We start from the raw sequence: 24994 nt of genomic DNA on the forward strand, positions 1-24994 counted from the left end.
TTACAAAAGCTCAGCAGCTAAACTGGCTAATTCGGACCTCTCACCTTTTTTCAAAAAGATATGGGCTGCTATAGATTTTCCTACAAACTTTGAAGCAGCGTAAACCAATCCGTTACTACTTTCATCAAGATAAGGTGTATCTATCTGATACGGATCACCGGTTAGAACCACTTTTGTCCCTTCTCCTGCCCTTGTTAGTATAGTCTTAACCTCCAAAGGAGTTAAGTTTTGAGCCTCGTCGATGATTATGAACTGGTTTGGAATGGACCTTCCTCTTATGTACGTTAGTGCCTCAAGCTCAACAATTTCTTTTTTCATAATTTCTTTTAGGCTAACATTGTTCAATCTACACAGATACTCAAGGTTGTCCATAACACCGCTCATCCAAGGAGAAATCTTCTCCTCAAGAGCGCCCGGAAGATACCCTATATCCTTACCACCCATCGGTATTAACGGCCTTGCAACTATTATTCGCTCGTACAAACCTTCCACAAGAGTCTTTTGAAGTGCAGCAACAAGCGCAAGAAACGTCTTTCCTGTTCCTGCTATACCAATCAACGACACTAGCTTTATATCGTCCTCTAATAGTGCGTCTAAAGCAAAGAGCTGTTCTTTGTTTCTAGGGCTGATACCAAACACTTTTGATTTGAGACTTATTTGCTCAAAATCTTGACCATTGAACCTGAAGAAACCTTCTTTGCTTTCAACGTATTCGTTAACATACAGTTTTTCTACATTTAGGTCTTTCAAAGAATCAACAGAAACATAGCCTAGGGGCAAAAGAGATAAATCACTCTTGTCCGTAAGATAGTCTTCCGCTTGCAAACCAAGAGCCAGTGCCTTTAAACGTAAACTTATGTCTTTTGATACTATTATTGTAGGTTCCGTTCTTGTGGTTTTTAAAAACATTGCGTAGCTCAATATCCAATTGTCGACATACTTTTCAAATAAAAATTTCACCTGGTGTCTGTCAAAATCACCCTCACTAAGCACCGGTATTATTATTTTGCCACCGCTGTCTAATTTAACTCCATCGTGAAGGTTACCTTTGTTTCGTAGTTCCTCTAAGACTCTAATAGCCGTTCTGGCGCTTTTCCCAACTCGGCCTTGTTCTTTTTTGAGCTTATCTAATTCTTCTATTACAGGCAAAGGGATGAAAACGTTATTATCCTCAAAAGAATATATAGCTTCTGGGTCATGTATCAAAACGTTGGTATCTAAAACGTAATTCTTGACCATTAGTATTCCCTCCCCATCCACCGCCTCAGAAATTCGTGGATTCTCTCCCATCCAAACATATCGAAAAACTTGATAAATACATTCGCGGTCACTAGCGCATCATCATATGCTCTATGTGTTACTTTGTGTGTAATACCCATTTCAGTTGCCAGTGTCTCCAGCTTTTTTCCCCTGCCGTATACTGCTTTTGAAATCTCCAAGGTATCTATGTAATATACATCCAGAGGAAGCTGTCCGACTTCTTTTGCAGCGTAATCAAGGAAAGTCAAATCAAAACGAGCGTTATGAAAGACCAACACGGTATCTCTGGAATACTTTCTAACGACTGATAATACATCCTCTAACCCAGGTGCACTTTGTATATCCTTTATCGAAATTTTGTGTACACTCTGTGCATAAGTCTGTATGCTGACCTTTGGGTTGACCAAAGATGTGTAAATCCAATCTTTAACTACTTTTCCCTTGTATATCGGCACAATTGCTATTTCGATAATACGGTCCCCACCTGACGGGTCTATTCCCGTCGTTTCTATATCAACAGCGCAATACACATTGTCATCCCATGCCACGACTCGGTTCTCCTTTTCATTTCAGTTCTTTCCAACCTTTTCAGTACTAATATCGTGGTCTATTGCTTATGTGATTAACTCTTCTCCTCCACCTCTTGCGATTACGATTTCTCCGGCTTCTTCAAGTCTTCTTATAATATTAATTATCTTTTGTTGGGCTTCTTCAACATCCTTTACGCGAACAGGTCCCATGAATTCAATTTCATCTTTCAGTAGTTGCTGCGCACGTTTCGACATATTATTGAATATCTTCTGTTTCAGTTCTTCAGATGCACCTTTAAGAGCTACAGCAAGGTCTTGCGTGTTAACCTCCCTGAGAACAAGCTGTATAGACCTGTCGTCAAGTTTCAGAATATCTTCAAAGACAAACATTCTTCTTCTGATTTCTTCGGCAAGTTCCGGTGATTCGTACGTAAGTCTTTCCATAATGGCCTTTTCAGTTGACCTATCAAGATTATTCATAATCTCGGCTGCCGTATCCAGTCCACCAACAGCACTAAGGGTTTGAGTTGTAACACCGGCGAATTTCTTTTCAAGCAACTTTTCAACTTCTTTGACAACATCAGGAGACGCACGTTCCAAAAGAGATATTCGTTTGATAACTTCTATTTGCAAATTCTCAGGGAGAGCACTTAAAACTTGTGCAGCAATGCGAGGTTCAAGAAAGCTAAGAACCAGTGCAATAGTTTGTGGATGCTCAGATTGCAGGAAGTTGACAATTTGCATAACATCTGCATTGCGCATAAACTCAAATGGCTTCACAGATAGGTTCGAAACAAGCCTTTCGATAATCTGCATAGCCTTTTCTGGTCCGAAAGCTTTTATAAGCATTTCCTTGGCGTATTCAATACCTCCGGATACTATCATTTCTCTTGCTTTTGTCAAATTCTGGAATTCTTCAAGGACAGCCTTTCGTTCTTCGTTTGTGACCTTACCAAGATTCGCAATCTCTATGGTTAGCATCTCTACTTCTGATTCTTCAAGATTTTTCAGCACTTTTGCCGCCTTCTCAGGACCCATAGTGACCAACAATATGGCTGCTTTACGCCTTCCTGTCAACTTTCCAGCCATAATCTCATCCTTTCTCAGATATCCAAACTTTTAAAACTGCAGCCACATCTCCGGGAGAAGTATCAGCAACTTGTTGCAAATAAGCTTTGAGTTCTTCCAGGAGCGAATCTTCTTCCGCACCAGCTGGCATTTCCTCTTCTGTAATTGCTTCCAATGTTCTTTGAGCTTCTTCCTGTAAAGCCCTGTATCTTTGTTCCATCAACTTTCTTGCTTTCACTTTCTTGAACTGTATTAATCCAAGGTAAGTTGCAAAGAATATTAGCACAGATGCCAGCATCAGAAGAACCAACCTGGTTCGCAATTTTTGCAGTTCCGTAGTTGCTTGCACCTGCTTGTAGAATTCTTGTTCAAATTCCCTACTGAATGGTAGAAACGCAACAGCGTAAGTTACTGAGCCTTCTGGAGTATTTGCATCTATGCTTTTTTGAATTATCGAACTGATAAGTTTTTCAACTTGGTCTTTCGATGTTTTCTCAAGGACTGTGGAGGAAGAATCGATTATGACAGACAGTGTTATGTTTTCTATCTCCCCCTCGGAGTTTTTCACAATATTCTCAACAATCTGGTTCAGTTCGTAATTGACTATTTCGTGGCTCTTTTGGTAATATCCCTGGGTTGTAGGAGATGTAGATTCATAAGTTGTTGGTGGGATGTTTGATTCGGTTCCCACAGGACCTCCTGTCGTTGGTTGATTGGTTGAATACTCTTGTTCAGTTTCTTTGCTTCTCACCAGTCCTTCCTTTTTGTTAGGTGCCGTATAAGTTGTTATTTGCTTTTCTATCTTTTCCCAGTTCAACTTGATGTCCGGTATAACTTCTACACGTCCTGGTCCAAAGACATTTTCAAGAGGGACTTTTATTTTCTGCTTGTAGTAATTTTCCAAGCTAACCTTAAGCTCCATCTTGGTTGAAGCCAATGCCGTTGATGTGTCCAAATTCAAAAGGCTTGTTAAATCGCGTCCGGTTTGGTCTATAACCCTGATATTCTCAGGTTTGATTCCTTCAACAGCACCCTGTATTAACGAAACAATGCCTTTCACTTGTTCTTTCGTTAAAGACTGTCCAGGTTTCATAACTACCATTACAGAAGCCCTTGGTTCTGACATTTCTCCTCGGACGTAGTAAGTGTACTTTGGAAGAGTTAAAACCACCCTTGCACTGTCTACACCTTGAATTGTGGAGATAGTTCTTTCCAACTCCCCCTGAAGAGCTATCTGGTATCTTACTTGTTTATCAAAACTTGTTGCTCCAAGAGTGTTTTGATCTAGAATTTCGAATCCTCTAGATGTTCCCGCAAGCACACCAGCTGACGCTAATCGCATACGCACTTCGTAAACATTGTAATTCGAAGGTATCAATATCTTGTTTCCTGCCTCGACCTTATACGGTATACCCAAAGATTCTAGTTGTTGCAGGATAGGACCCGCATCTTCTTCTGTCTTTGTGGTAAGTAACAAAACATACTTAGGAGCATTTATTATAGCAAGCAAAATAATAGCCATTATGACAGAAACGGCTACCATAATAATTATTAATTTTTGAGATTTTGGTGCTTCCTTCCATTTTTGGGGTATCTTGGAAAACCAATCCAAAAATTTTCTAAACCACTCCATTGATTCACCACCAAAAAATGATTATACCATACAATCGACGAAAATTTACACTAAAGTAAAGATTTTTGTATTAACAAAACGAAAAAAGGTACTATAATTATAATACCAAAGTTTTGAGGTGATTGCAATGTGGAAAGTCAACGTGAAAGATTTAATAAAAGAACGACGAAAAGTTATTGAAGGGACATACGCTCCGGAATTCGTTGAACTACACACAGGAACGTATAGGGTTCTGCATGGTGGATTCAAAGTAAAAATGGTACTTACATATGCTGACAACAAGATATTACTTGGTGGATATGCACGTGGATATGTCGAAAAACCATGCGATAGATGTTTAAAACTTTCAGAAATGTACATTGACGGAATCATAGAAGCGGTGTATACTTTTGAGAAGAAACCACCTTCAAAAAATGAAGAACTGAAAGATTTGACTAACGAAATATTGTTGACTGGTGATATAATTGACCTTGAAGAACGTATCGTAGAAGGGATAGTCAGTAGCGCACCTGATGTTTTTGTTTGTAGTCCGGATTGTAAAGGTCTATGTCCATACTGCGGTGCGGATTTAAACGAAGAACCAAACCACACATGTAAGGCTATGGAGGAAGAGCAGGTAGACCCAAGATTCGCAAAATTACTGAAAATAAAGCATACACAGGAGGGATAAGTATGGCTGTACCAAAGCAGAAACGTTCAAGAAGCAGAACACATCACAAAAGGGCAAAGATTTACAGAGCTTTTAGCGTTGCGGTAACGACCTGTCCAAATTGTGGAGCACCAAAACAACCACACAGAGTTTGCTTGAACTGCGGCTACTACGGAAAGAAGCAGGTGTTTGAGGTAGCAAAATGATACGAGTAGCATTGGATGTAATGGGTGGAGACAAAGCGCCGGAAGAAATAAAAGCCGGCGCTTTAATGTTTGCAGAAGAGGTTAAAAGTTCTAAGAAAGCAGTTCACTTAGTGCTTATCGGAACGGAAGATGCGATATCTGACTTGAAAAATCATAAACTGGCGGATTATTTCACGTTGGAAATAGTCAAAGACTACTTACCGATGGACATAAAACCCACTGACGCCCTACGAAGAAAAGAAAGCTCCATGTATGTTGGTGCCCAACTTTTAAAAGAGCGCAAAGTTGATGCTTTTGTCAGTGCAGGAAACACAGGAGCGTTGTTAGCCTGTGCAACCCTTGTGGTCGGAAGGATTGAAGGAATAGACCGGCCTGCGTTAGCCGTTCCTATTCCTTCTCTCAACGGCTTTACGGTCTTGATAGACGGTGGTGCAAACGCAGAAGTACGCCCAGACTACTTGATTCAATTTGCAGCAATGGGTGTTGAATACGCAAGAATACTTGGCAAACATTCACCTAAAGTTGGATTACTAAACGTCGGAACGGAAGAGAACAAGGGAACAGATATGCATAAATTGGCTTACCAGATGTTGAAAGAGAAATTAGGTCCTATGTTCCACGGAAATGTTGAGGGGAACGACATAAATCTTGGAACTGTTGATGTTGTAGTCACCGACGGTTTTACAGGAAACGTTGCGATGAAAACAATGGAGGGTGTTGCAAAATTAATCTCTCAAACAATAAAAGATGAGGCAAAGAAAAGCATAGATGGTATCATAGGTGCGCTTATTTTCTCCAGGGTACTGAAAAAGCTGAAAGAAAAATTGGATCCTAGAACCTATGGCGGGACGTTCTTTTTAGGAGTCAACGGGATAGTTGTAAAAGCTCACGGTAATTCCGACAGAATTGCTATTAAAAACGCATTGAAAGTAGCAGTTCAAGGAATTGAAAAACAATTAATTAAAAACTTGGAAGCCCAATTAGCGAGGTGGAAATAAACTCATGTGTGGAATAGTTGGCATCATCGGTCATGAATTCAAAGTGGCAGAACTTATAGAAGGTCTGAAAAAATTGGAATACAGAGGTTACGATTCTGCTGGTATAGCAGCGACGAACGGTAGTCAACTAATTGTTACAAAAAGCGTTGGACGTGTTGATTCATTAAAAGCTGTCATTGAAGAAGAAAAAGTAGTAAGAAGTGGCATAGCGCATACTAGATGGGCGACACATGGTACGCCTAACGACACAAATGCTCACCCACATACGGATTGCAGTGGAAAAATTGCGGTAGTTCATAATGGAATCATTGAAAACTATCAAGAATTAAAAACGGAGCTTATCAAAAGAGGCCATAAATTTAAATCAGAAACTGATACAGAAGTCATCAGTCATTTAATTGAAGAGAATTTCAAGGGCGACTTATTCCAAGCAGTTTTGGACACTTTAAAAATCTTGAAAGGTGCCTTTGCGATTGCTGTTATCCATTCTGATATTCCCAACGTTATGATTGGGGCAAGAAAAGGTAGCCCACTTGTAGTTGGTTGCAACGACAAATACTGTGTTTTAGCATCCGATGTCACCCCAATAATCAAATACACACGCGATGTTATATTCCTCGAGGATGGAGACGTGGTCTACATTGAGGGTAATAAAATAAAAATCACGGACTTTTCAGGAAACACACTCATTAGAAAACATACACATATCACGTGGGATGAATCTGCAGCGGAAAAGGGCGGATTCAAACATTTCATGTTAAAAGAAATACATGAGATTCCAGAAGCTATAGAAAGTGCGCTTGTTGGAAGAATAGATTCTAACTACACTCCCAGCTTACATGAACTTGATGAATTCAACTTAGAAAGAGTAAAAAGGATACTTCTTGTTGCGTGTGGAACAAGCTATCATGCTGGGCTTGTTTTCAAATACTTTGCCGAAAAATACTTAGATGTTGACGTTCTGATAGATGTGGCTTCTGAATTCAGATACAGACCTATTAGAATCACTGAAGATACTATAACAATTGCCATTTCTCAATCAGGAGAAACAGCCGACACACTTGAGAGTGTTAGAGCTGTAAAAAAGGCCGGAGGAAAAGTTATCGCTATTTCAAATGTTGTAGGTTCGACAATTACAAGAGAAAGCGACGTAACCTTGTATATGAACGCAGGTCCGGAGATTGGAGTTGCAGCATCGAAAACATATGTAAACCAACTCATTTTGCTTTACCTTCTTGGTCTTTACATCATCAAAAAGCGTGGCCTTTGGAACCAGGAACATCGCGAAATTGTGAAACAAATTGTCGAATCACCAAAAACGCTTAAAGGAATAATCACAAACAAAGAGATAGAAAACGTAGCAGATAATTACAAAAATTACCATCACTTTATGTACATAGGCAGGGGCATAAATACAGCAACAGCACTTGAAGGCGCACTGAAACTAAAAGAAATTAGTTATATAAACGCGGTTGGTTATCCAGCTGGCGAGCTAAAACATGGACCGATCGCACTTTTGGACCCAAAATTCCCAGTCTTTGCCTTTGTACCAAAAGACAGCCTCTATGAAAAGATGAGAAGTAATATCGAAGAAACAAGGGCAAGAAACGCAAGAATAGTCGCAGTTGCAACTCAAGGAGACGAAGAAATAAAGAAAATTGCACACGATGTTATCTATGTTCCAGAAGCACACGAAGACCTCTATCCTTTGATATTTGCGCCTGTAATTCAGCTGTTCGCTTACCACATTGCCGACAAACGTGGTTATGACCCAGATAAACCCAGGAATTTGGCAAAGAGTGTTACAGTAGAATGATGCAAGTTTGTGTTCTGACAATGAAAAACGTATCGTCAAGGAAAAATTAAGAGGGGATGGAATTAAAAGGTCCCCTCTTTTTGTCAAAAAACATAAAGTTTATATACTCTTAACTTAATTTGCTTTGTAAAAAATACTTTTTGGTATATAATAAACAAAAGAGCACATGAACTAAAATCTTCAAATCTGATTAAAACCGAACCGAAGAATATAACAAAGCACAGGGAGGTAAAGTATGGCACAAAAGTTTTGTTCATTTTGTGGACGAGCAGCAGACAAAGTAGAAAAGCTTATCGCTGGACCCGGAAACGTCTATATTTGTAGCGAGTGTGTCGAGTTATTTCACGATATCCTTCAGAGTGATAAGAAGATAAAACCAACAAGTTTTGGCTCAAGAGATAGAAAGGAACTACCAACCCCATCACAGATAAAAAGTGAGCTTGACAAATACGTTATCGGTCAAGAGCGAGTTAAGAGAATACTTTCAGTAGCGGTTTATAACCACTACAAACGCGTATTCTTTGGTAGAGACACTGCAGACGTTGAGATTGAAAAGTCAAACATAATTCTTATCGGTCCAACGGGTAGTGGTAAGACACTTATGGCAAGGATTCTTGCAAAAATTCTCGATGTGCCTTTTGCTATAGCCGATGCCACACCCCTTACAGAAGCAGGTTACGTTGGTGAGGATGTTGAAAACGTAGTTCTTAGGTTACTTGAAGTCACGAACTTTGATGTTGAGCGTGCACAGTACGGTATCATATATATCGATGAAATAGACAAAATAGCAAGGAAGTCTCCGAATCCTTCGATAACAAGAGACGTAAGTGGCGAAGGTGTCCAGAAAGGATTGTTGAAAATCGTTGAAGGAACGATAGCTAACGTGCCACCACAGGGCGGAAGAAAACACCCATACCAAGAGTTTATCAAAGTGGATACAACAAACATCCTCTTCATTGTTGGTGGAGCGTTCGACGGATTGGATGAGATAATCAAAAGAAGAATAGAAGGTAGTGCGATTGGTTTCAACGCACCTGTGAAAAGTAAAGAACAGATGAGGCTTGGTGAAATCTTGAGGCATGTCACCCCTGATGATTTGGTCCAGTATGGTCTAATGCCAGAGTTCGTTGGAAGATTCCCAGTAATCGGTACACTTGACGATTTGACCGTCGATGACTTAGTCAGGATACTCAAAGAACCGAAGAACGCAGTTCTTAAACAATACAAGAAACTCTTTGAGATAGATGGCGTCGAACTGGAAGTTGAGGAAAGTGCATTGTATGCCATAGCCAAAGAAGCTCTGAGACGTGGCACAGGAGCAAGGGCTCTCAAGAGTGTATTTGAAGAGGTTATGATAGATATCATGTTCGATATTCCTGATTTGAAAGCCGTTGAAAAGGTTGTCGTGACCGAAGAATGTGTCACTAAGCGCGAAAGACCTAAGATATACATGAAAGAATCGGCTTAACCAAATTTCAACAAATGCATCTCAAGCTTAAACAAGATGAAGGTGTTGTAGATGATAGTACTCGGAATTGAGACAAGCTGCGATGAAACATCAGTTGCTTTAGTTGAAGACAACAAAGTTATAGCAAATCTTGTTTATTCACAAATACTTACGCACAAAAAGTTTGGTGGAGTTGTGCCAGAAATAGCAGCGAGGGAGCATTTAAAAAAGCTCCCCGCTCTTTTTAATCAGTTATTATCTGAAACTCAGGTGGATATTTCACAAATAGACGGTATTGCCGTCACAAAAGGACCTGGACTCATAGGTGCTTTACTTGTCGGTGTATCTTTCGCTAAGGGATTGGCATTGAGATACAATAAAAAACTTGTTGGGGTAAATCACATAGTTGGACATGTTTATGCAAATTATTTAGCATATTCTGAGCTGAAACCTCCGTACATCGTTCTGATGGTTTCAGGTGGTCATACACTCATACTGAAAGTCGAAAGAGAAGGGAACATAAGACTCATAGGCAGAAGTGTTGATGATGCTGTTGGTGAAGCTTTTGATAAAATAGCAAGGCTTTTAAATTTGGGTTATCCCGGTGGTCCCGAAATCGATAGAGTCGCCAAATTAGGGAATCCTAAGGCTTTCCACTTTCCAAGACCAAAGATGTACGATGCGGACTACGATTTCAGCTTTTCTGGACTTAAGACTGCCGTGCTCTATGAGATTGAAAAACTCAAAAAAAGCGGTATTTCCGAACTACCAACCAACGACCTTGCCGCAAGTGCCCAGGAAGCGATGATAGATGTGTTGCTTTACAAAGTAACAAAAGCGGCAAAGGACAACAATGTAGATAAAATAGTCTTAGCGGGTGGTGTTGCTGCAAACAGTAGACTCAGGGAAAAACTGAATGAATTCGCTTCTGAAATTGAGTTTTATATACCTCCTCTTGAATTTTGCTCGGACAACGCAGCCATGATAGCAAGGGCCGGGATGGAGCTACTGAAAAAAGGTATCGACGATGGATTGATGCTTGAGCCTGTTCCAAATTTATTTGAGATGAATGAAATTATCGTCGGTTCATAACCTAAGTAGTGGTGATACAAGTGTGAATTATATCGTTGAAGTCGAGGCAGAAGTATTGAAGGACATAATCAAGAAAGCTGACAAAGTTTGTGGCACGTTAGAACCATCGATGAGAAAATTAGTATTCCTCTCAGAAGATGAGAGGTTGTATGTTATTGCATCGGACGGTTGTCTCAGCGGATATTTTCCTGTTGTCCCATTCTACTCCAAGATAACCTCTCCTTTTGAAGTTCCTCTTGATGTTGTAAAACATTTTGTATCAGAGCTCAGCGGAAAAATCAGCTTGCATTTCCAAGATGGTGTTCTTAGTCTAAAATCTCAGAATGAAATTCTAAGACTTAGGATTGCACCGTTTCAAAAAGATAGAGAAGAGAAAATCTTTGTGCCAAAACATCCAGAAGGTGCTGCTTTTTCTAAAAGAAAACTTTTATCCGAGATAGATTTTGCTTCCTCATTCCTTGAAGAAGGAAGCTATGTAGACTTATATTTTTCTCGAAACGCGCTTGAGGTTATATCGCAGCACTACGGACTTGTTGCCTACTCGCGCTTAGACGTTGAAAGGAATACAGATAATTCTGAGATGGTCTCTGAAAATGATGTGGTGAGTTTTTCAATTCGTATACCATACGTATCCACGAGGCATTTGATAAAAGTTCTTGAAATCGAAGAGACTAACCAAGTGCAGTTTTCGTTCAACCCAATCAGGAATAAGGTAATTATCTTCTCAGGCGATACATTCACAATGTGTGCAGATATTCCCGAAGAAACACCTCACATGCTTAGGAACTTATGCAGCAGATTTGAACCAAAAATCAGAATCTTGTCTTCTTTACTCCAAAGATTGCTACGAAGGTCGTTGATTGCAGGAAGGTTTTCGGATGTGGAAATATACTCAAGACACGGGGAAATTGTTGTTGTCTCTCAACACGGTCCAATTGCATACAAAGGTTCGATACCAATCCAAAGAGAAAGTGAAGAAGTACGATTCTCTTTTCAAACCAAAGCATTCATGCTCAGAAGTGTATTGAATCGAATAGGTAGCCAACATGTGCTCATCGATAATGTAGATGAATATGTTCTTTTGGCTCCACCATCACTCTCCAGATTCCTGGTTGTTAGAAATCAGAGAATTCAATAATTGCAATGCTTCTAACCTTTTCTCCACGTTGTTTTCAGATTTAGTTTCTTGCGCAATTACCTTCCCTCCAAGACTTTTGTAAATCATATCGCTCAGTTCCTTTAAATCTGTCCTTGCCGCCTTTAGCGCATACTGTTGCAAAAGCATCTCTCTAAACCATCTTTCACCAAAACTCTCCTGTATAAGTCCACTCTTTGGGACTGTATTGTACATCTTCTTGAAAACTTCGTATATATACCACGCTGCGAACTCCTCAGAAACCTTCCTGAGTTGTTTTTGATATTCTTCCGACTTTGTATCTATACTGAGGCTTTTTTTCGGATTCAAACTCTTTCCACTTTCAGGCTTTTGTTTACCCAAATTGATAATTCTATTCACATTGTTGTTGACCTTATTGAGTTCTATACCCATGTTCAACCCCTCTTGAATAAATTACATAATTCTCAGTTGCGCGTAAATCACACCAGCTTTGTGCAACTCTTGAATAATCGCAATAATATCCTGAGGTGTTGCGCCTACGGATTTTAAGGCTGTTATGAGATTACCAATCGTAGCTTGCTTATCACCAATCTGCCCGTTAGATATAACAATAACAAAATTACCATACGAAAGCACAAAATCAGCAATTTTCACATCTCTACCGAACACCACAGTTCCAGTTCGTTCGTTTATTACTACCTGTGCTGGAGTATCTACAGGAACTTCAATCTCCTCAAGTAACGCTAGAAAAGCTATAACGTCGTCGGCAAAAGCGTTTGGAACAGTTACCCTTACACTTGCCCCATCGATAGCTTTCGCAATGTTTGTTTTGAATGTAGTATTTATAGCTGTGGCTGTTCGTGCAGCCGTTGTGAAGTCCGGTTTATCTAACAATATCGTTATGGTATTTCCATCGACTATATTCATGGGTATTTCCCTTTCAACAAGTGCACCGTTTGGGATGTAGCCAACGACTGTGAACCGTTTTTGCAAGCTCGCAGAGCCTTTTGCATCCTCTCCACCAACAGATATTGGTCCTTGCGCAACCGCATAGATATTACCATCGGCACCGTAAAGTGGGGTTTGTAAAAGAACACCGTTACGCAAACTCTTCGCATCGTTTATACTCGCTACAACAACATCCAGCCTCATCCCAGGCTTGTAAAACGGTGGTATATCGGCAATAACCATAACAAGCGCCGCGTTTCTACTCTTCAGGTCATTGGGATTGACCGCTATTCCGAAGTTCTTCATCATATTTGCCAAAAGCGAAGAACTGAGTGTTCCACTATCACCCGTCCCATTCAAACCGACAACAAGCCCTATACCAAACAACTGGTTATCCCTGGCACCACGAAATTTAGCAAAATCCTTTATTCTAACAGTTGCTGAGAACGAAATTGTTGAAATTAAAACTAAGAAAAGCATAACAACTATCGCCTTTCTCACCATACGCATCATACCCTATGCCTCCACCAAGTCTCAGATACACTGAATCTAAAATCTAAACAAGTTTGCAATTGCAGAAAGGAGTAATCCTAGCCACGAACTCTGTTGTGGGTCATCTTGAAAAACGATTTTGCCATTTTCCCAAATTTGTGCATTAATAAGGTCTGTTGAATTAACAATATTACCAGGCTTTATTGCATCAGGATGGACCCAACCAGTTATAATAATCTCCCTGAGGTCATTCCCAACTTTAATCTGTTTGCGTCCTTCGAGGAATAACTTTCCCTGTTCATCCACTTGCTTTACAACAGCAGTTAACTCCAAAACGGCATTTGCCTGGCTTTTGTTGTCGCGCTTATCCGTAGTTGAACCACTTGCTGGTAGATACTTGCTTAAATCAAGCCCTACGAGTTTTGTTCCAGTGTTTATCGCGTTTAGAAAGGCATTTGTCAAAGAATTGACTTGCGATGACGTTGAAATCCTCGGCGATTCGTAGACCATTATCGTAACGTAATCTCCAACCCTGGAAGGTTTGTATGTTCCTATAAGATTTTTAAACTGGGGGTTGGTCGAAGATGTGTAAAGAGAAGTTGCGTATAGACTGGATGCTAAGAAAAATATCGCAAAAAGTGATATTACTAAAATCCTATTTGAAATGCATATCCAGAACCCTTTCTTCATCTCTACTTCACCTCCAACACCATTACAGTTCCATCTTGTTGAACAGTTCCTTTTATGATACTTCCATTGTCTAAATTCTTCACAGATATCACATTGCCAGCATAACCGTGTTCCAACGCTTGGGCGAGAACAGAGACTGTGACGCCTCCTACGATGCTGTAAGCTTTTACCACCTGACCTTTTATAACGATGGGAACGTCTTTCGTGTATCGCATATCGAGTATTTCACCTTTTATAAACACCTTATCTGCTAGCAAAGGCAAATCTTCTTCAAAAATAGGAACTTTATTCAATGCAAGCACATTCTCTTCACTATAAACCACATCTGTAACCCCAATAACTTCTCCCCTTTCTATCTTTCTACTTGCAACTGCAACTTTCCTTACAAGAATTGCTTCGTACATGAGAGAAACATACCCAACCGTTCTGTTTCCTTTCTTCAACGTAATTCTGACGAATGGAGAACTCTTATTCAGTACTTGAACAAAAACAGAATAATTATCATGGTCGATAATTTGACCAACTTGATTTTTCAACCTGAACTGTGTTCCTTCGGGATATCGCTTCGAAAGTTCACTCAGCACGATACCGGTTATATTATCGACAGTTAAAACCTCACCGGTAGCACTTTGAACAGCACTTTCCTGTGGTTTAGCTTCAATTACAATTGGCATGTCATCTATTTGAGCTTCGACGTTGCCAACACGTTTTTTGATTAGATTCACAAGATAACGCTTATTTAAAGAAAGTTTGCTATTAACAGGCACATACGCAACAATTATCTTTTCGAGTACCTCCTTTGGAACATCGGTTTGAGAAGCTTCAACAAGTTCGAGCATAGTAACTGGTCCACCGGAAGTTGTAACAGAGGATTTGAATGAAACGGAGTATGATAAAAGCACTGTGGAAAAAATAAAGAAGACAAAAATAAAACTTCGTTTCATAAAGCTCGCCTCGCTAACATACGACAAATGATATTAAATTATCCCCAAATGCGCTATTACACAACTTATTATACTACGGATTTTCTCCATTCTCCTCGAAGAGTTATTTTGTAGCAATCATTGTAACTTGTCCTTCATTTCATATTCATTTTGAAAAAAGATCAAAAAATGATACAATATTAAAAGTTAAACCTTATCCAAGCGTAACTGAATTTCTAACCTTAGCTGCTTAAGAGTTAAAAGAGGTGATAATGAGCAAAATGTTTCTGGTTCCTTGTTTAACATATCATCACTATATTTCCTTTCCTCACTTTTGTGTCATCATTCTTGTTCAATAAATTCTTTGGTACACTTATTAGTTCACTTTTTACAGCAATTTTTTGCCTTCGTTGGAGTTACTTGAGAAAGGAAGGGGATGGATCATTTGGCTTGAAAACATTATTTTTTTCAGCTTTTTGATAATATCTGCATTTTATTACTACTATTCAACAAAAAGGGTACTACATTTAAAAGAAAAAGCATTCAATGATGAAAAATTGAACGCAGAAAATTACTGTGTTTCTGTGATAATACCTGCCAGAAACGAGGAGAAGAATTTATCTAAACTCTTGCCTCTTTTACTGGACCAATCTGTCCGACCATATGAAATTATTATAGTTGATGATAATTCAACTGACAACACTTCAGTTGTTGCAAGCAGTTTTCCAAATGTATGTGTTGTCAAGCTGACGACTGAGCCCCCAAAGGGTTGGATTGGAAAGTCTTGGGCAATTTGGAACGGATATCTAAACTCGCATGGTGATTATCTGCTCTTTTTAGATGCGGATGTTGAACCAAGTAATGTATTTATTGAATCGCTTGTTAAAATACATAAGAAGTATGGTGGTTTGCTATCTATATGGCCTTATCAACGTTTGGAAAAATTCTACGAACATTTCACATTACCATTTAATCTTATGATTGTATATGCTAGTAACAATTTAGGTTTTCCAAACAAAAAACCTTCCGGTGCTTTCGGACCAGTGATCTTTACTTCGAAAAAAGATTATCAACTAATAGGAGGACATGAAGCTATAAAAGATAGTGTCCTTGAAGATATCAAACTTGGAAGACTGTATTCTGAACATGGTTTGAATGTGTCGAATTTTCTTGGGAATCATACAGTTAAATTTAGAATGTATCCATTAGGACTTAAACAACTTTTCGAAGGCTTTTCAAAAAATATGTCCTCAGGTGCAATAACAGGTGGCTGGTTTTCTTTTATTCTCGCCATTCTTTGGATGTTCGGAATTTATTCCTCGATGACTTCAATCTTCACTTTTGGTGGAATTTTGCGTTATTTTGTGACTTCTATTGTGTTATACATCATGGCAAAACCAACAGGAGAATACACTTTTTACGATGCATTACTTTATCCAATGTATTACGCGTTTTTCTTGATTGTTTTCTTTAATTCTCTGTATTTAACGATATTCAAAAAAGAGGTTTATTGGAAAGGAAGAAAAATTGATGTTCAATAACAAAATTCCAATTTATTTATCAATCATTGCACTACAATTTCTTTCTGGTAGTGTCATGTATTCATACATATTTGCAAAATTACTTAGGATTGATTTAACGAAAGTACGTGACGGCAATCCCGGCTCGTCTAATCTTTGGCGTGTCGCCGGATGGAAATGGGGTTTTACAGCACTTGCACTTGATTATTTTAAAGGAACACTACCACTTGCCATCTTCATTCTTAAATACGGTCAATCTTTAAATAAATATATAATTTCTCTTGCAGCACTTGCTGGGATTCTCGGACATGCTTTTTCACCAATGCTTAAATTCAAAGGCGGCAAAGCAATAGCAACATCTTTTGGTGCATGGTCTGTTCTTACAAAATGGGAAGGCCCCACAATCCTTGGTGGAGTTTTCACTGCATTTTCTGTGTACCACATGTTAATTGGAAAAAAGCAAACAACTCCTGAAGAGGACACTATCAGAGTTTTGTTCGGTTATATAGCACTTCTTGTGTATGTCATATGGAAATCCATGCATGGATATTATGAGCTTACAATTCTTTACATAGGTAATTTGTTTGTTATTCTATATAAGCACAGAAGGGAATTAGCAAAAATAATATTTCATAATAAGGCTAAAGCGAGGTCCCATGTATGAGAACTTCAGAAAAACTATTTTTTCTAATTTTTGTGTTAGTTTTTTTGTTTCTGATTAATATATCTATATTTTCACAGAATAACAATAATATGAATGTGTATTATCAAAGATTTTTAGATGCGCGTTCTTTCAAAAACGAGACGGAAATGCAAAAATTGAACTATGCTATAGAAAATGAATTAATGACTAATTTATACGATAATTCCGAAATTCTAAAACTTAAAACACTACCTTCTGAGGTTTATGAGAAATTTGGCGAAGAGCTCATGGAGTACAAGAAAAGAACAAGAATGTTTATCTAAAATAAGTAAAAGGGGAAGAGCTATGATTAAAAATCAATGGTATGTTGTTTTGTCTTCAAGTGAATTAAAGAAAGGGCAATTGATTGGGTTAACAAGGTTTGGTGAAAAACTTGCGATGTGGCGTGACGAAAAGGGAGATGTGCACTGTATATCTGATATATGTTGTCATCGAGGTGCTTCTCTATCTCATGGTAAACTCCTTGCTAATGGTGAAAGATTAATGTGTCCTTTCCATGGTTTTGAGTATGATCCGACTGGAAAGGTTCAGGCTATACCATCAAATGGTCGAACAGCACCAGTTCCAGAAAATTTCAAAGTGAAATCATACAAAACATATGAACTTGCTGATTTTATCTGGATATGGTATGGAGATAACGATCCGCCTTCACCACCAAGTTACTTTGACGATATAGATGATTCATTAGTTTATAGCCAATTCAGTGAAATTTGGAATGTCCATTACAGCAGAGCTATAGAAAATCAGCTTGATCCCATACATGTTCCTTTTGTTCATTATAATACCATTGGTCGCGGAAATAGAACAGTAGCTGATGGCCCTATTGTGAAATGGATTAACGATACTATGTTTTATTTCTACGTTTTTAATAGAGTTGATGATGGGACCCCTGCAAGAAAACCTGAGGAAATGGAAATTTCTGAAATGAGCAAAGTGTACCTTGAGTTTAAATTTCCAAATATTTGGCAAAATCACATACATGAAAAATTGAGAGTAACAGCCGCTTTTGTTCCTATCGATGATGAACATACTCTGATATATCTTCGTTTCTACGTAGGATTTACGAAAATCAAATTTATAGACAAGCTTATATCTTTACTTGGTATGCCATTCAACAGGAAAGTATTGCACCAAGATAAAGCTGTTGTTGAAACACAGATTCCTAAGAAATCAGAGCTCAAGATGTCAGAGAATCTAATAAACGGTGATTTACCCATCCTAGAATACAGAAAGAAAAGAGAAAAATTGAAGAGTGTTATTAATGATTAAAGGGGTGAGTTAATGGATATGACAAAACAAAAAAATCAAAGTGATAATGAATACGCGATAAAATCATTAGAACAGTTAATCCAATTGTGGACAAAGACGTACAACGATGAAGGTAAGCCCGATTGGTCGCATCTTTTACCTTATTATGATGAAAATATACATTTTAGGGACACTGTTCAAGAAATATATGGTATCGATGAGTTCAAAGCTATGGTCGAGCGTTTAACAAAGCGCTCTAAAGAGCTGCATATGAAAATTTTAAACGCAGTTATGGAAGGTAATATCATCTTTGTAGAGTGGAATATGATTATAAACTTCAGAAAGACTAAAACATCAGTAGTTCACGGTACAAGTAGACTTATTCTCAATGAGAAAGGAAAGATAATAGATCAAAGGGATTACTACGACTTATGGGGTGATATATTCGACAATATCCCAATATTTGGTAAAATTTATAGAAAATTCATGAAAAGGGTGTTTGGATGAGGAAAGAATATAATGGTTGCTCAGTAAGAAGATATTGGTCCCAGTACAAATGGTCAAACATATTTGAGATGATACGGAATATGTCCAGCAAGCCAAAAAAATGTTCAGATAGGTTCGACGGAAAACTTGTTGTTATAACAGGAGCAACATCGGGTATAGGTTATGAAACAGCAAAAAAGTACGCTTCAAACGGTGCAAATTTACTTACAATAAACAGAAATAAAGCTAAATCGGAGGCTCTATGCAAGGAAATATCGGAACGTTATGGAACAAAATGTAGTTACATAATTGCTAATTTAAGCAAAATAAAAGATATCAAAAATGTCGTAGAAAAATTAAATTCGCTCGATTCAAAAATAGACGTTCTTATTCACAACGCTGGTTTGTATCTCAATAAACTGACTATTACAGAGGATGGTTTCGAAACAAACTTTGTCGTACATTATCTCGCCCCGTTTATAATAAATTACTCTCTAATTGAAAAGCTAAAGAAAGATAATTCAACCCGTATAGTATTAGTTAGCTCTGAAGGATACAGATTTTCAGCATGGGGAATATGCTTAGATGATTTGAACTGGCAAAAGAGAAAATATTCAGGCTTAAAAGCATATGGAGCTGCAAAACTTGCTCAAATTTTGAGTATGCATATTTTTGCAGAAATTTTCATTTCTAATAACCTCAATGTTACCATTAATGCTATGCACCCAGGCTTTGTAAGAACAAACACCGGTCAGGACAATGGACCTGTATATAAATTTTTCAAAAAGAATTTTTTAGATAAAATATCCCGAGATCCTTCAGAGTCAGCAGAAGCACTTTATTATCTAGGAGTATCTAAAGAAGTCGAAGGAATAACAGATAAATTCTTCCATTACACTAAAATTGAAGAACTAGCACCTCCTGCAAAAGATATCGAATTAGCAAGGAATTTGTGGAAAAAAACATTAGAAATTATGAAAGACGCTTGTGGTTTTTAGAGAGGTGAAAATATGTTAAAAAAGCAAAGAAAAAAGGTAATCATAGTCGGCGGAGGGATATCAGGACTTACAGCATCTGTTTACCTGGCGAGAAAAGGTCATAATGTAACACTATTTGAAAAAAACGAGAAGTGCGGTGGTTTGGTAAATACTTTTGAATACAATGGTTTCAAACTTGAAGGTGGCGCACGCGCACTCGTGAACGCTGGTGTCATTATCCCAATGATTGAAGACCTCGGTTTAGACATAGAGATACTTAAAAATCCTATCACAATAGGTATTGAAGATAAGATACTACGTGTCAACGGTGTTGAAAGTTTAGAAGAGTATGCAAAAATTCTAGAAGATATCTATCCTGAAGCAAATAAGGAAATTGATGAATTGATATATGTTGAAAAGGAAATACTTGAATACATGAAAATCCTTTATGGCGTTGACAACCCACTCTTTTCTTTCAACAAAATAAAAGAAGAGGGAAAGCTTTTAGAGATGATGCCACGATACCTAATCTGGTTTTTTAAGTTCTTGAAGACCATAAAAAAGATAAATGAACTAAATGACCCCGTAGAAGATTATATTTCAAAATTCATCAAAAACGCTTCTTTAAAAGATATTGTGATACAACACTTTTTCCGAGGTACTCCTTCATTTTTCGCATTGAGCTACTTCTACTTATATCTCGATTACATATATCCAAAAGGTGGTGTTGGAACTTTTACACAAAAACTTGCCGAAAAGATAACCGAATATGGAGGTAAAATTTTTACTAATACATCAGTTGTAAAAATCATTCCATCAAAAAACATGGTGATTGACAACAAAGGAAATTCACACAATTACGATGAATTGATTTGGGCTACGGATTTGAAAACTTTTTACAAAATTCTTGATGAAACAAATCTGCCAAATTACTTGGTAAACAAAATTGAAAAGGAAAAAAATAAGGTGATGAAAGCACGTTCTGCTGAATCAGTTCTGACGGTATATCTTGGTATAGATGAGCCATCTGACTCGTTTGAGAAGATTTCAACAGGTCACTTCTTCTACACACCAAAAAGAAATGGAATTGGAGAATTCAACAAGTCTTGGCTTAAAAGGATTATAGAAAATTACGAAAATACAAGCAAAGAGGAAATTCTTAAATGGCTTGAAGGTTTTATTAACTACAACACATATGAAATTTCTATACCGGTTCTAAGAGACAAGAGTATGGCACCAGAAGGCAAGACTGGATTGATTGTAAGTTTCCTTATGGACTATGCTCTTGTCAAAAAGATAAGTGAAGATGGTTGGTATAACGAATTCAAAGAATACGCTCAAGACATTATAATCAAAAACTTAAAAGAAAGCATATATCCATTCATCGAAAATAAAATAATCTTTAAGTTTACTTCAACTCCACTTACCCTTGAAAAGATGTATGAAACATCAGAAGGCTCTATCGTAGGTTGGTCTTTTGAAGATGAAATACCCGTTCCTTCTGGCATTTTCAACATGAAAAAATCGGTTAAAACCCCCTTAAAAAATATATACAAGGCAGGAAAATGGGCATATTCTCCCGCTGGAGTCCCAACTGCAATAATTACAGGTAAGTTGGCTGCAGATATGATATAACTTGAATAAGACTTTTGCTCATTTATTTGGAATGATTTTAAAAACCTTTTTGTGTATAAGAGAGGGCAATAATTCTGTATTTCACAAGTTCAGTATTACAAATGGCGAGATAAGTTTCTTTAAGGTGCCTAGAAAGGTTTTTAGTCCAATTTTTCGGGGTGAATAAATAATAAGAGGAAAAACTCGGTCCGGCGCTGGAACCTCACAGAGATCAGGTGTTTCTCGCCTGGAAAACGACAGAAAGAACAAAAGAAGGACCCTGGAAAAAACTGAACGAGTCCTTGAAGAGACTCCGCACAGATCACTTCGATTTCTACCTCTTTCACGCTGTGACCACTTTAGATGAGTGGAAGCCATCTTTCCACCGGGCGGAGCTGCAGAGGCTTTTTTAAAGGCGAAAGAAGAAGGCCTTATAAGATACAGAGGAAGCATCCATGGCACTCCGTTTCACACTTTCACTGCCTGTTACTGCTGCGGTGAGTCCAAGTCATCAGGAATTTCTGTGGTGGATGTGTGACATTGTGGAAAAACAGGGAACGGAAATCAGCAAAGAAGAGCTGAAAATACTCGAAGAAAAAGCAAAAACAGTGGTGCCTGTTTTCCCTCTGGATCACTCCTGAATCATGTAGCGCATGATACTTGTTAGCTTTCTTCTGATTTTAGCGTTTTCTTCACACCAGAAAGCCACAAAAGAGGGCTGGATTTTGAGGGAGTACTTCTTTGCAAACTCTCTCACCTCGTCTGGCCCTTTCAATCTGATTTCAAACTTTACTCCATCGTACCTTCCATGGTTTCTCAAAAATGTATTGATCAATACCTTTTCTTCTTTTCCAAGTTCTCCATATCTTTCTATAAATTCTGAAAGCCTTCTTCCATTCATTTTATCCAGAGCTTTACTTAAAGTTGCCTTTCTTCCTTCAATATATGGATGTGCCCTGATCATCTCTGCCACAAATCGCATAGTTTCATATCTCTTGCTCATGAACTCTTTGAATTCTTCGGGATACTCAAGTAACCTGCAAGCTTCCCTAAATTTATCCTTTCTTGATATGTAGAACTCCTTTTTTCCTATCTGTGCCATGTACGTTGAAATGAACAACTTTTTTCTTTTAAGCGGTGGCATCTCTTTGATGCTTTTTATCGCTTCTTCAAATCGCATCTCTATCTCCAATTTGACTAGTTCATTGTACACGGGAAAAGGTGCTTTGACATTCACAGTAGAAGGTTTTATTAACTTTTTCAGAGTATTTCCCCTGACACTTTGTGTTTTTCCGTTTATAATCTCGGAAAGCCTCCCGGCTGACACCCTTTCTTTTCTGTATGTTCCTACCATGCCTTTAATGAAAGTCCTCAGTTCTTCTGTATTTGGATACTCTGACACGTTATAGCAGGGCTTCCACATTCTAACCTCATCTAAAAATTCTGAGTGGATCTCTGGAACTGTCAAAGAAGAGATTATTTCTGCCGTGAACGCGGTAGAAACAAGGCCAAGGTATTTTTCAATTGTGAAAAGGGTATCAAATGCATCAAAAAGATTGCCTGCTTCTTCGCGATAGTATCCAAGCCAGAACACAGCCTTCTGCGAGATGGAATAAGCCCAGATGGGATGTGTTTTTCTTATTCGCCATGCTATGCCATTCAAAGCGCTGACCATACCGGATGGGTGAGGTACTTTCTTTGAATGTTTGTACGACCGAACATAATGGAATATTGCCTCTGAGATCTTACTCTGCTCTGCGAGTTTCCTAGCCCTTGCAAGATGCAAGAACGCAGATGTTGGATCATCTACTTCGTACTCCTTTCCCCATATTCTCACGGATCGTGAAGATGATATACCGAACGCTTCGGCGTTTATTAACACAGGTAAAGCAACATTACGAGCTATTTTTGACATCGAAGGTAGTCTTTTTTTCAAGTATCTGTACAGCTTCAAATCAGGTTTTCCCAGGTTTCTGGAGATACCCAGTTTCTTAGCCATTAAAATGTCTCTTGCCGTTTTTGACCTGCAGACTTTCAGTGCTTTTTCTATCATCTGAAGAGCTGGTTCATACTCACCTCTCCAGATATGTTTAATCACCTGTGCGAAAACTTTCCAGTTTTCGGGGAAATCATTCTCAAGAAGATAGTTAACAAAAGGAACTGTGAAAGAACCGTATGTGAATATTGGTCGAAGAATATCCGGTATTTTCTTCATCTCAATCCCCCTGTTTCTGTTATATACAAAAAAAATCAAAATATTGTTAATGATAAAATAAAAATGTACTGAAAGTGGAATATAAGGATGTACAAAATTGTACATTGATATGATATCCTTTCTCATAGTGAGGAGGGATATCAAATGCAGAACTTAACAGCACATTTAAACATGATAAGGGCGATGAAAATGAAACCTAACTTTTCAGAACTTGCAAGAATATATGGGATGGATAGAAGAACAGTTAAAAAATATTATGAGGGTTATGAAGGAAAACCTAAGAATAGAAATAAACCAAGTAAATTGGACAAATACTATGATGAGATAAAATCAAAGCTTGCTATCAAAGGAGTTACAGTCAAGGGTGTTTATGAGTATTTAAAATCAAAAGATGAGACAATAGGAACATACTCAAATTTCAATAAGTATGTTAAGAAAAAAGGATTAAAGCCAGAGAAGAAAGTAAAAGGTCACCCAAGATTTGAGACAGATCCAGGTGAGCAAGCGCAAGTTGATTGGAAAGAGAATATAAAGCTTGTCTCAAGAAATGGAGAGGAGTTTGTTATTAATGTTCTTGATTTTAAATTAGGTTATTCAAGATATTGCTGCTTTGAGATAAACAGGACAAAAACTCAAGAAGAATTAATAGAAAGTCTAATAAGAATATTCAAAGATATAGGCGGAGTACCTAAAGAGATTTTATTTGACAATGCAGCAGCAGTTGTTGATATAACAGGTGAGAAAATTAAAGTAAATTCAAGATTTAAAAGTTTTGCAAAAGACTTTGGGTTTGAAGTGAAACTGTGCAAACCAAGACATTCGTACACAAAAGGAAAAGTTGAAGCAGCAAACAAGTTTATAGATTGGATACTGCCATATCAGGGTGAATTTGAAACAGAAGAGGACTTAGCAAGGATAATAAAAGAGATAAACGCAAAGGTCAATATGCAGCCAAATCAAACAACTCAAGTCCCACCTGCTCTTCTGTTTCAAAAAGAAAAAGAGTATTTACAACCCTTGCCAGACAAAAGGTTAATAGAGAGTTACCTAAATTCCTACAAGTCAGTTAAAGTCCAAAAGGACTCTCTGATTTACTACAAGGGAAGTAAATACTCTGTTCCACCCGAATACATAGGAAAAACAGTCCAAGTAAAGGAGGTGGAAAACAAAATTTATATTTATTATAACACAAACCTGTTAAGGATACATGTTATTGATGAAAAAAGTATCAATTATCACGATGAAGATTACAAACAGCTAATGCTAATGAGAGTTGGTCAAAAAGAAGAGCTTAACAAGATATGTGAGGAGAACGTAAAGAAATTTGATAATCTGTTGAAAAACTAAAGAAAGGAGAAAATC

25 protein-coding genes and 1 pseudogene are annotated in these 24994 nt (G+C 37.9%); 17 read left to right on the forward strand and 9 right to left on the reverse strand.

Going from position 1 to position 24994, the window contains the following annotated elements; all coding sequences use genetic code 11:
• The 4 genes from FERPE_RS05140 to fliF all read right to left on the reverse strand — a co-directional run bounded on the left by FERPE_RS05140 (position 1) and on the right by fliF (position 4491).
• Entirely contained in the window at positions 1–1239 is a 1239-nt protein-coding gene (locus FERPE_RS05140; protein ID WP_014451593.1) for a PhoH family protein, read from the reverse strand.
• Positions 1239–1808 (reverse strand): 3'-5' exonuclease, encoded by a 570-nt coding sequence (locus FERPE_RS05145; protein ID WP_014451594.1) that lies wholly within the window; start codon positions 1806–1808, stop codon positions 1239–1241. The genes FERPE_RS05140 and FERPE_RS05145 overlap by 1 nt, the downstream gene beginning before the upstream one ends.
• Before the next feature lie 66 nt (positions 1809–1874).
• Entirely contained in the window at positions 1875–2879 is a 1005-nt protein-coding gene (fliG, locus tag FERPE_RS05150) for a flagellar motor switch protein FliG (RefSeq protein WP_014451595.1), read from the reverse strand.
• 4 nt (positions 2880–2883) lie between these two features.
• On the reverse strand, positions 2884–4491 hold the full coding sequence (gene fliF, locus FERPE_RS05155; protein WP_014451596.1) for a flagellar basal-body MS-ring/collar protein FliF: 1608 nt from the start codon (positions 4489–4491) through the stop codon (positions 2884–2886).
• Between the two features lie 127 nt (positions 4492–4618).
• Here fliF and FERPE_RS05160 point away from each other — a divergent pair, with 127 nt between their 5' ends.
• From FERPE_RS05160 to FERPE_RS05190, 7 genes are all read left to right on the forward strand, one after another.
• Positions 4619–5161, forward strand: coding sequence for a YceD family protein (locus FERPE_RS05160; RefSeq protein ID WP_014451597.1), 543 nt, complete (start codon positions 4619–4621; stop codon positions 5159–5161).
• 2 nt (positions 5162–5163) lie between these two features.
• Entirely contained in the window at positions 5164–5346 is a 183-nt protein-coding gene (gene rpmF / locus FERPE_RS05165) for a 50S ribosomal protein L32 (RefSeq protein WP_014451598.1), read from the forward strand.
• Positions 5343–6344 carry a phosphate acyltransferase PlsX gene (gene plsX, locus FERPE_RS05170; RefSeq protein WP_014451599.1) on the forward strand — a complete coding sequence of 334 codons (1002 nt, stop codon included), beginning with the start codon at positions 5343–5345 and terminating at the stop codon, positions 6342–6344. The genes rpmF and plsX overlap by 4 nt, the downstream gene beginning before the upstream one ends.
• A gap of 4 nt (positions 6345–6348) precedes the next feature.
• Entirely contained in the window at positions 6349–8160 is a 1812-nt protein-coding gene (gene glmS, locus FERPE_RS05175) for a glutamine--fructose-6-phosphate transaminase (isomerizing) (protein ID WP_014451600.1), read from the forward strand.
• Positions 8161–8395: 235 nt separating this feature from the next.
• A complete protein-coding gene (gene clpX, locus FERPE_RS05180) occupies positions 8396–9628 on the forward strand; it encodes an ATP-dependent Clp protease ATP-binding subunit ClpX (RefSeq protein ID WP_014451601.1) in 1233 nt (410 codons plus the stop codon).
• 51 nt (positions 9629–9679) lie between these two features.
• Entirely contained in the window at positions 9680–10699 is a 1020-nt protein-coding gene (tsaD, locus tag FERPE_RS05185) for a tRNA (adenosine(37)-N6)-threonylcarbamoyltransferase complex transferase subunit TsaD (RefSeq protein WP_014451602.1), read from the forward strand.
• Positions 10700–10721: 22 nt separating this feature from the next.
• Complete coding sequence (locus FERPE_RS05190) at positions 10722–11837, forward strand: hypothetical protein (RefSeq protein WP_041262839.1); 1116 nt, start codon at positions 10722–10724, stop codon at positions 11835–11837.
• On the opposite strand, the gene FERPE_RS10235 is transcribed toward FERPE_RS05190, so the two are convergent.
• The 4 genes from FERPE_RS10235 to flgA are packed head-to-tail and all read right to left on the reverse strand — an operon-like array spanning position 11793 to position 14890.
• Complete coding sequence (locus FERPE_RS10235) at positions 11793–12248, reverse strand: rod-binding protein (RefSeq protein ID WP_014451604.1); 456 nt, start codon at positions 12246–12248, stop codon at positions 11793–11795. The genes FERPE_RS05190 and FERPE_RS10235 overlap by 45 nt on opposite strands.
• Positions 12249–12269: 21 nt before the next feature.
• On the reverse strand, positions 12270–13265 hold the full coding sequence (locus FERPE_RS05200; RefSeq protein WP_041263315.1) for a flagellar basal body P-ring protein FlgI: 996 nt from the start codon (positions 13263–13265) through the stop codon (positions 12270–12272).
• 48 nt (positions 13266–13313) lie between these two features.
• Positions 13314–13946, reverse strand: a complete 633-nt coding sequence (locus FERPE_RS05205; RefSeq protein WP_014451606.1) for a flagellar basal body L-ring protein FlgH — start codon at positions 13944–13946, stop codon at positions 13314–13316.
• 2 nt (positions 13947–13948) lie between these two features.
• Positions 13949–14890 carry a flagellar basal body P-ring formation chaperone FlgA gene (gene flgA, locus FERPE_RS05210; protein ID WP_014451607.1) on the reverse strand — a complete coding sequence of 314 codons (942 nt, stop codon included), beginning with the start codon at positions 14888–14890 and terminating at the stop codon, positions 13949–13951.
• Positions 14891–15270: 380 nt separating this feature from the next.
• Between flgA and FERPE_RS05215 the strand changes: the two genes are divergently transcribed.
• The 9 genes and pseudogenes from FERPE_RS05215 to FERPE_RS10715 all read left to right on the forward strand — a co-directional run bounded on the left by FERPE_RS05215 (position 15271) and on the right by FERPE_RS10715 (position 22058).
• Positions 15271–16410, forward strand: a complete 1140-nt coding sequence (locus tag FERPE_RS05215; protein WP_245530391.1) for a glycosyltransferase family 2 protein — start codon at positions 15271–15273, stop codon at positions 16408–16410.
• Positions 16400–17053: a glycerol-3-phosphate acyltransferase gene (locus tag FERPE_RS05220; RefSeq protein WP_014451609.1), complete on the forward strand. Its 654-nt coding sequence runs from the start codon at positions 16400–16402 to the stop codon at positions 17051–17053. Before FERPE_RS05215 ends, FERPE_RS05220 begins: the two co-directional genes overlap by 11 nt.
• On the forward strand, positions 17050–17355 hold the full coding sequence (locus FERPE_RS05225; RefSeq protein ID WP_014451610.1) for a hypothetical protein: 306 nt from the start codon (positions 17050–17052) through the stop codon (positions 17353–17355). Before FERPE_RS05220 ends, FERPE_RS05225 begins: the two co-directional genes overlap by 4 nt.
• Before the next feature lie 22 nt (positions 17356–17377).
• Positions 17378–18361, forward strand: coding sequence for an aromatic ring-hydroxylating oxygenase subunit alpha (locus tag FERPE_RS05230; RefSeq protein ID WP_014451611.1), 984 nt, complete (start codon positions 17378–17380; stop codon positions 18359–18361).
• Between the two features lie 12 nt (positions 18362–18373).
• Positions 18374–18847, forward strand: a complete 474-nt coding sequence (locus FERPE_RS05235) for a nuclear transport factor 2 family protein (RefSeq protein WP_245530392.1) — start codon at positions 18374–18376, stop codon at positions 18845–18847.
• Positions 18844–19824, forward strand: coding sequence for an SDR family NAD(P)-dependent oxidoreductase (locus FERPE_RS05240; RefSeq protein WP_014451613.1), 981 nt, complete (start codon positions 18844–18846; stop codon positions 19822–19824). The genes FERPE_RS05235 and FERPE_RS05240 overlap by 4 nt, the downstream gene beginning before the upstream one ends.
• A gap of 12 nt (positions 19825–19836) precedes the next feature.
• Complete coding sequence (locus tag FERPE_RS05245; protein WP_014451614.1) at positions 19837–21438, forward strand: phytoene desaturase family protein; 1602 nt, start codon at positions 19837–19839, stop codon at positions 21436–21438.
• A gap of 185 nt (positions 21439–21623) precedes the next feature.
• Positions 21624–21830, forward strand: a pseudogene (locus tag FERPE_RS10810) (aldo/keto reductase); the annotation flags it as partial.
• 42 nt (positions 21831–21872) lie between these two features.
• Positions 21873–22058, forward strand: coding sequence for a hypothetical protein (locus FERPE_RS10715; RefSeq protein ID WP_052312847.1), 186 nt, complete (start codon positions 21873–21875; stop codon positions 22056–22058).
• Here the strand turns inward: FERPE_RS10715 and FERPE_RS05255 are convergent.
• Positions 22049–23632: a hypothetical protein gene (locus FERPE_RS05255; RefSeq protein ID WP_014451615.1), complete on the reverse strand. Its 1584-nt coding sequence runs from the start codon at positions 23630–23632 to the stop codon at positions 22049–22051. The genes FERPE_RS10715 and FERPE_RS05255 overlap by 10 nt on opposite strands.
• Positions 23633–23776: 144 nt before the next feature.
• Here FERPE_RS05255 and istA point away from each other — a divergent pair, with 144 nt between their 5' ends.
• Positions 23777–24979: an IS21 family transposase gene (gene istA / locus FERPE_RS05260; RefSeq protein WP_014451616.1), complete on the forward strand. Its 1203-nt coding sequence runs from the start codon at positions 23777–23779 to the stop codon at positions 24977–24979.
• Positions 24980–24994: the final 15 nt, after the last annotated feature.

It is taken from the genome of Fervidobacterium pennivorans DSM 9078, from assembly GCF_000235405.2.
Lineage (GTDB): Bacteria > Thermotogota > Thermotogae > Thermotogales > Fervidobacteriaceae > Fervidobacterium > Fervidobacterium pennivorans.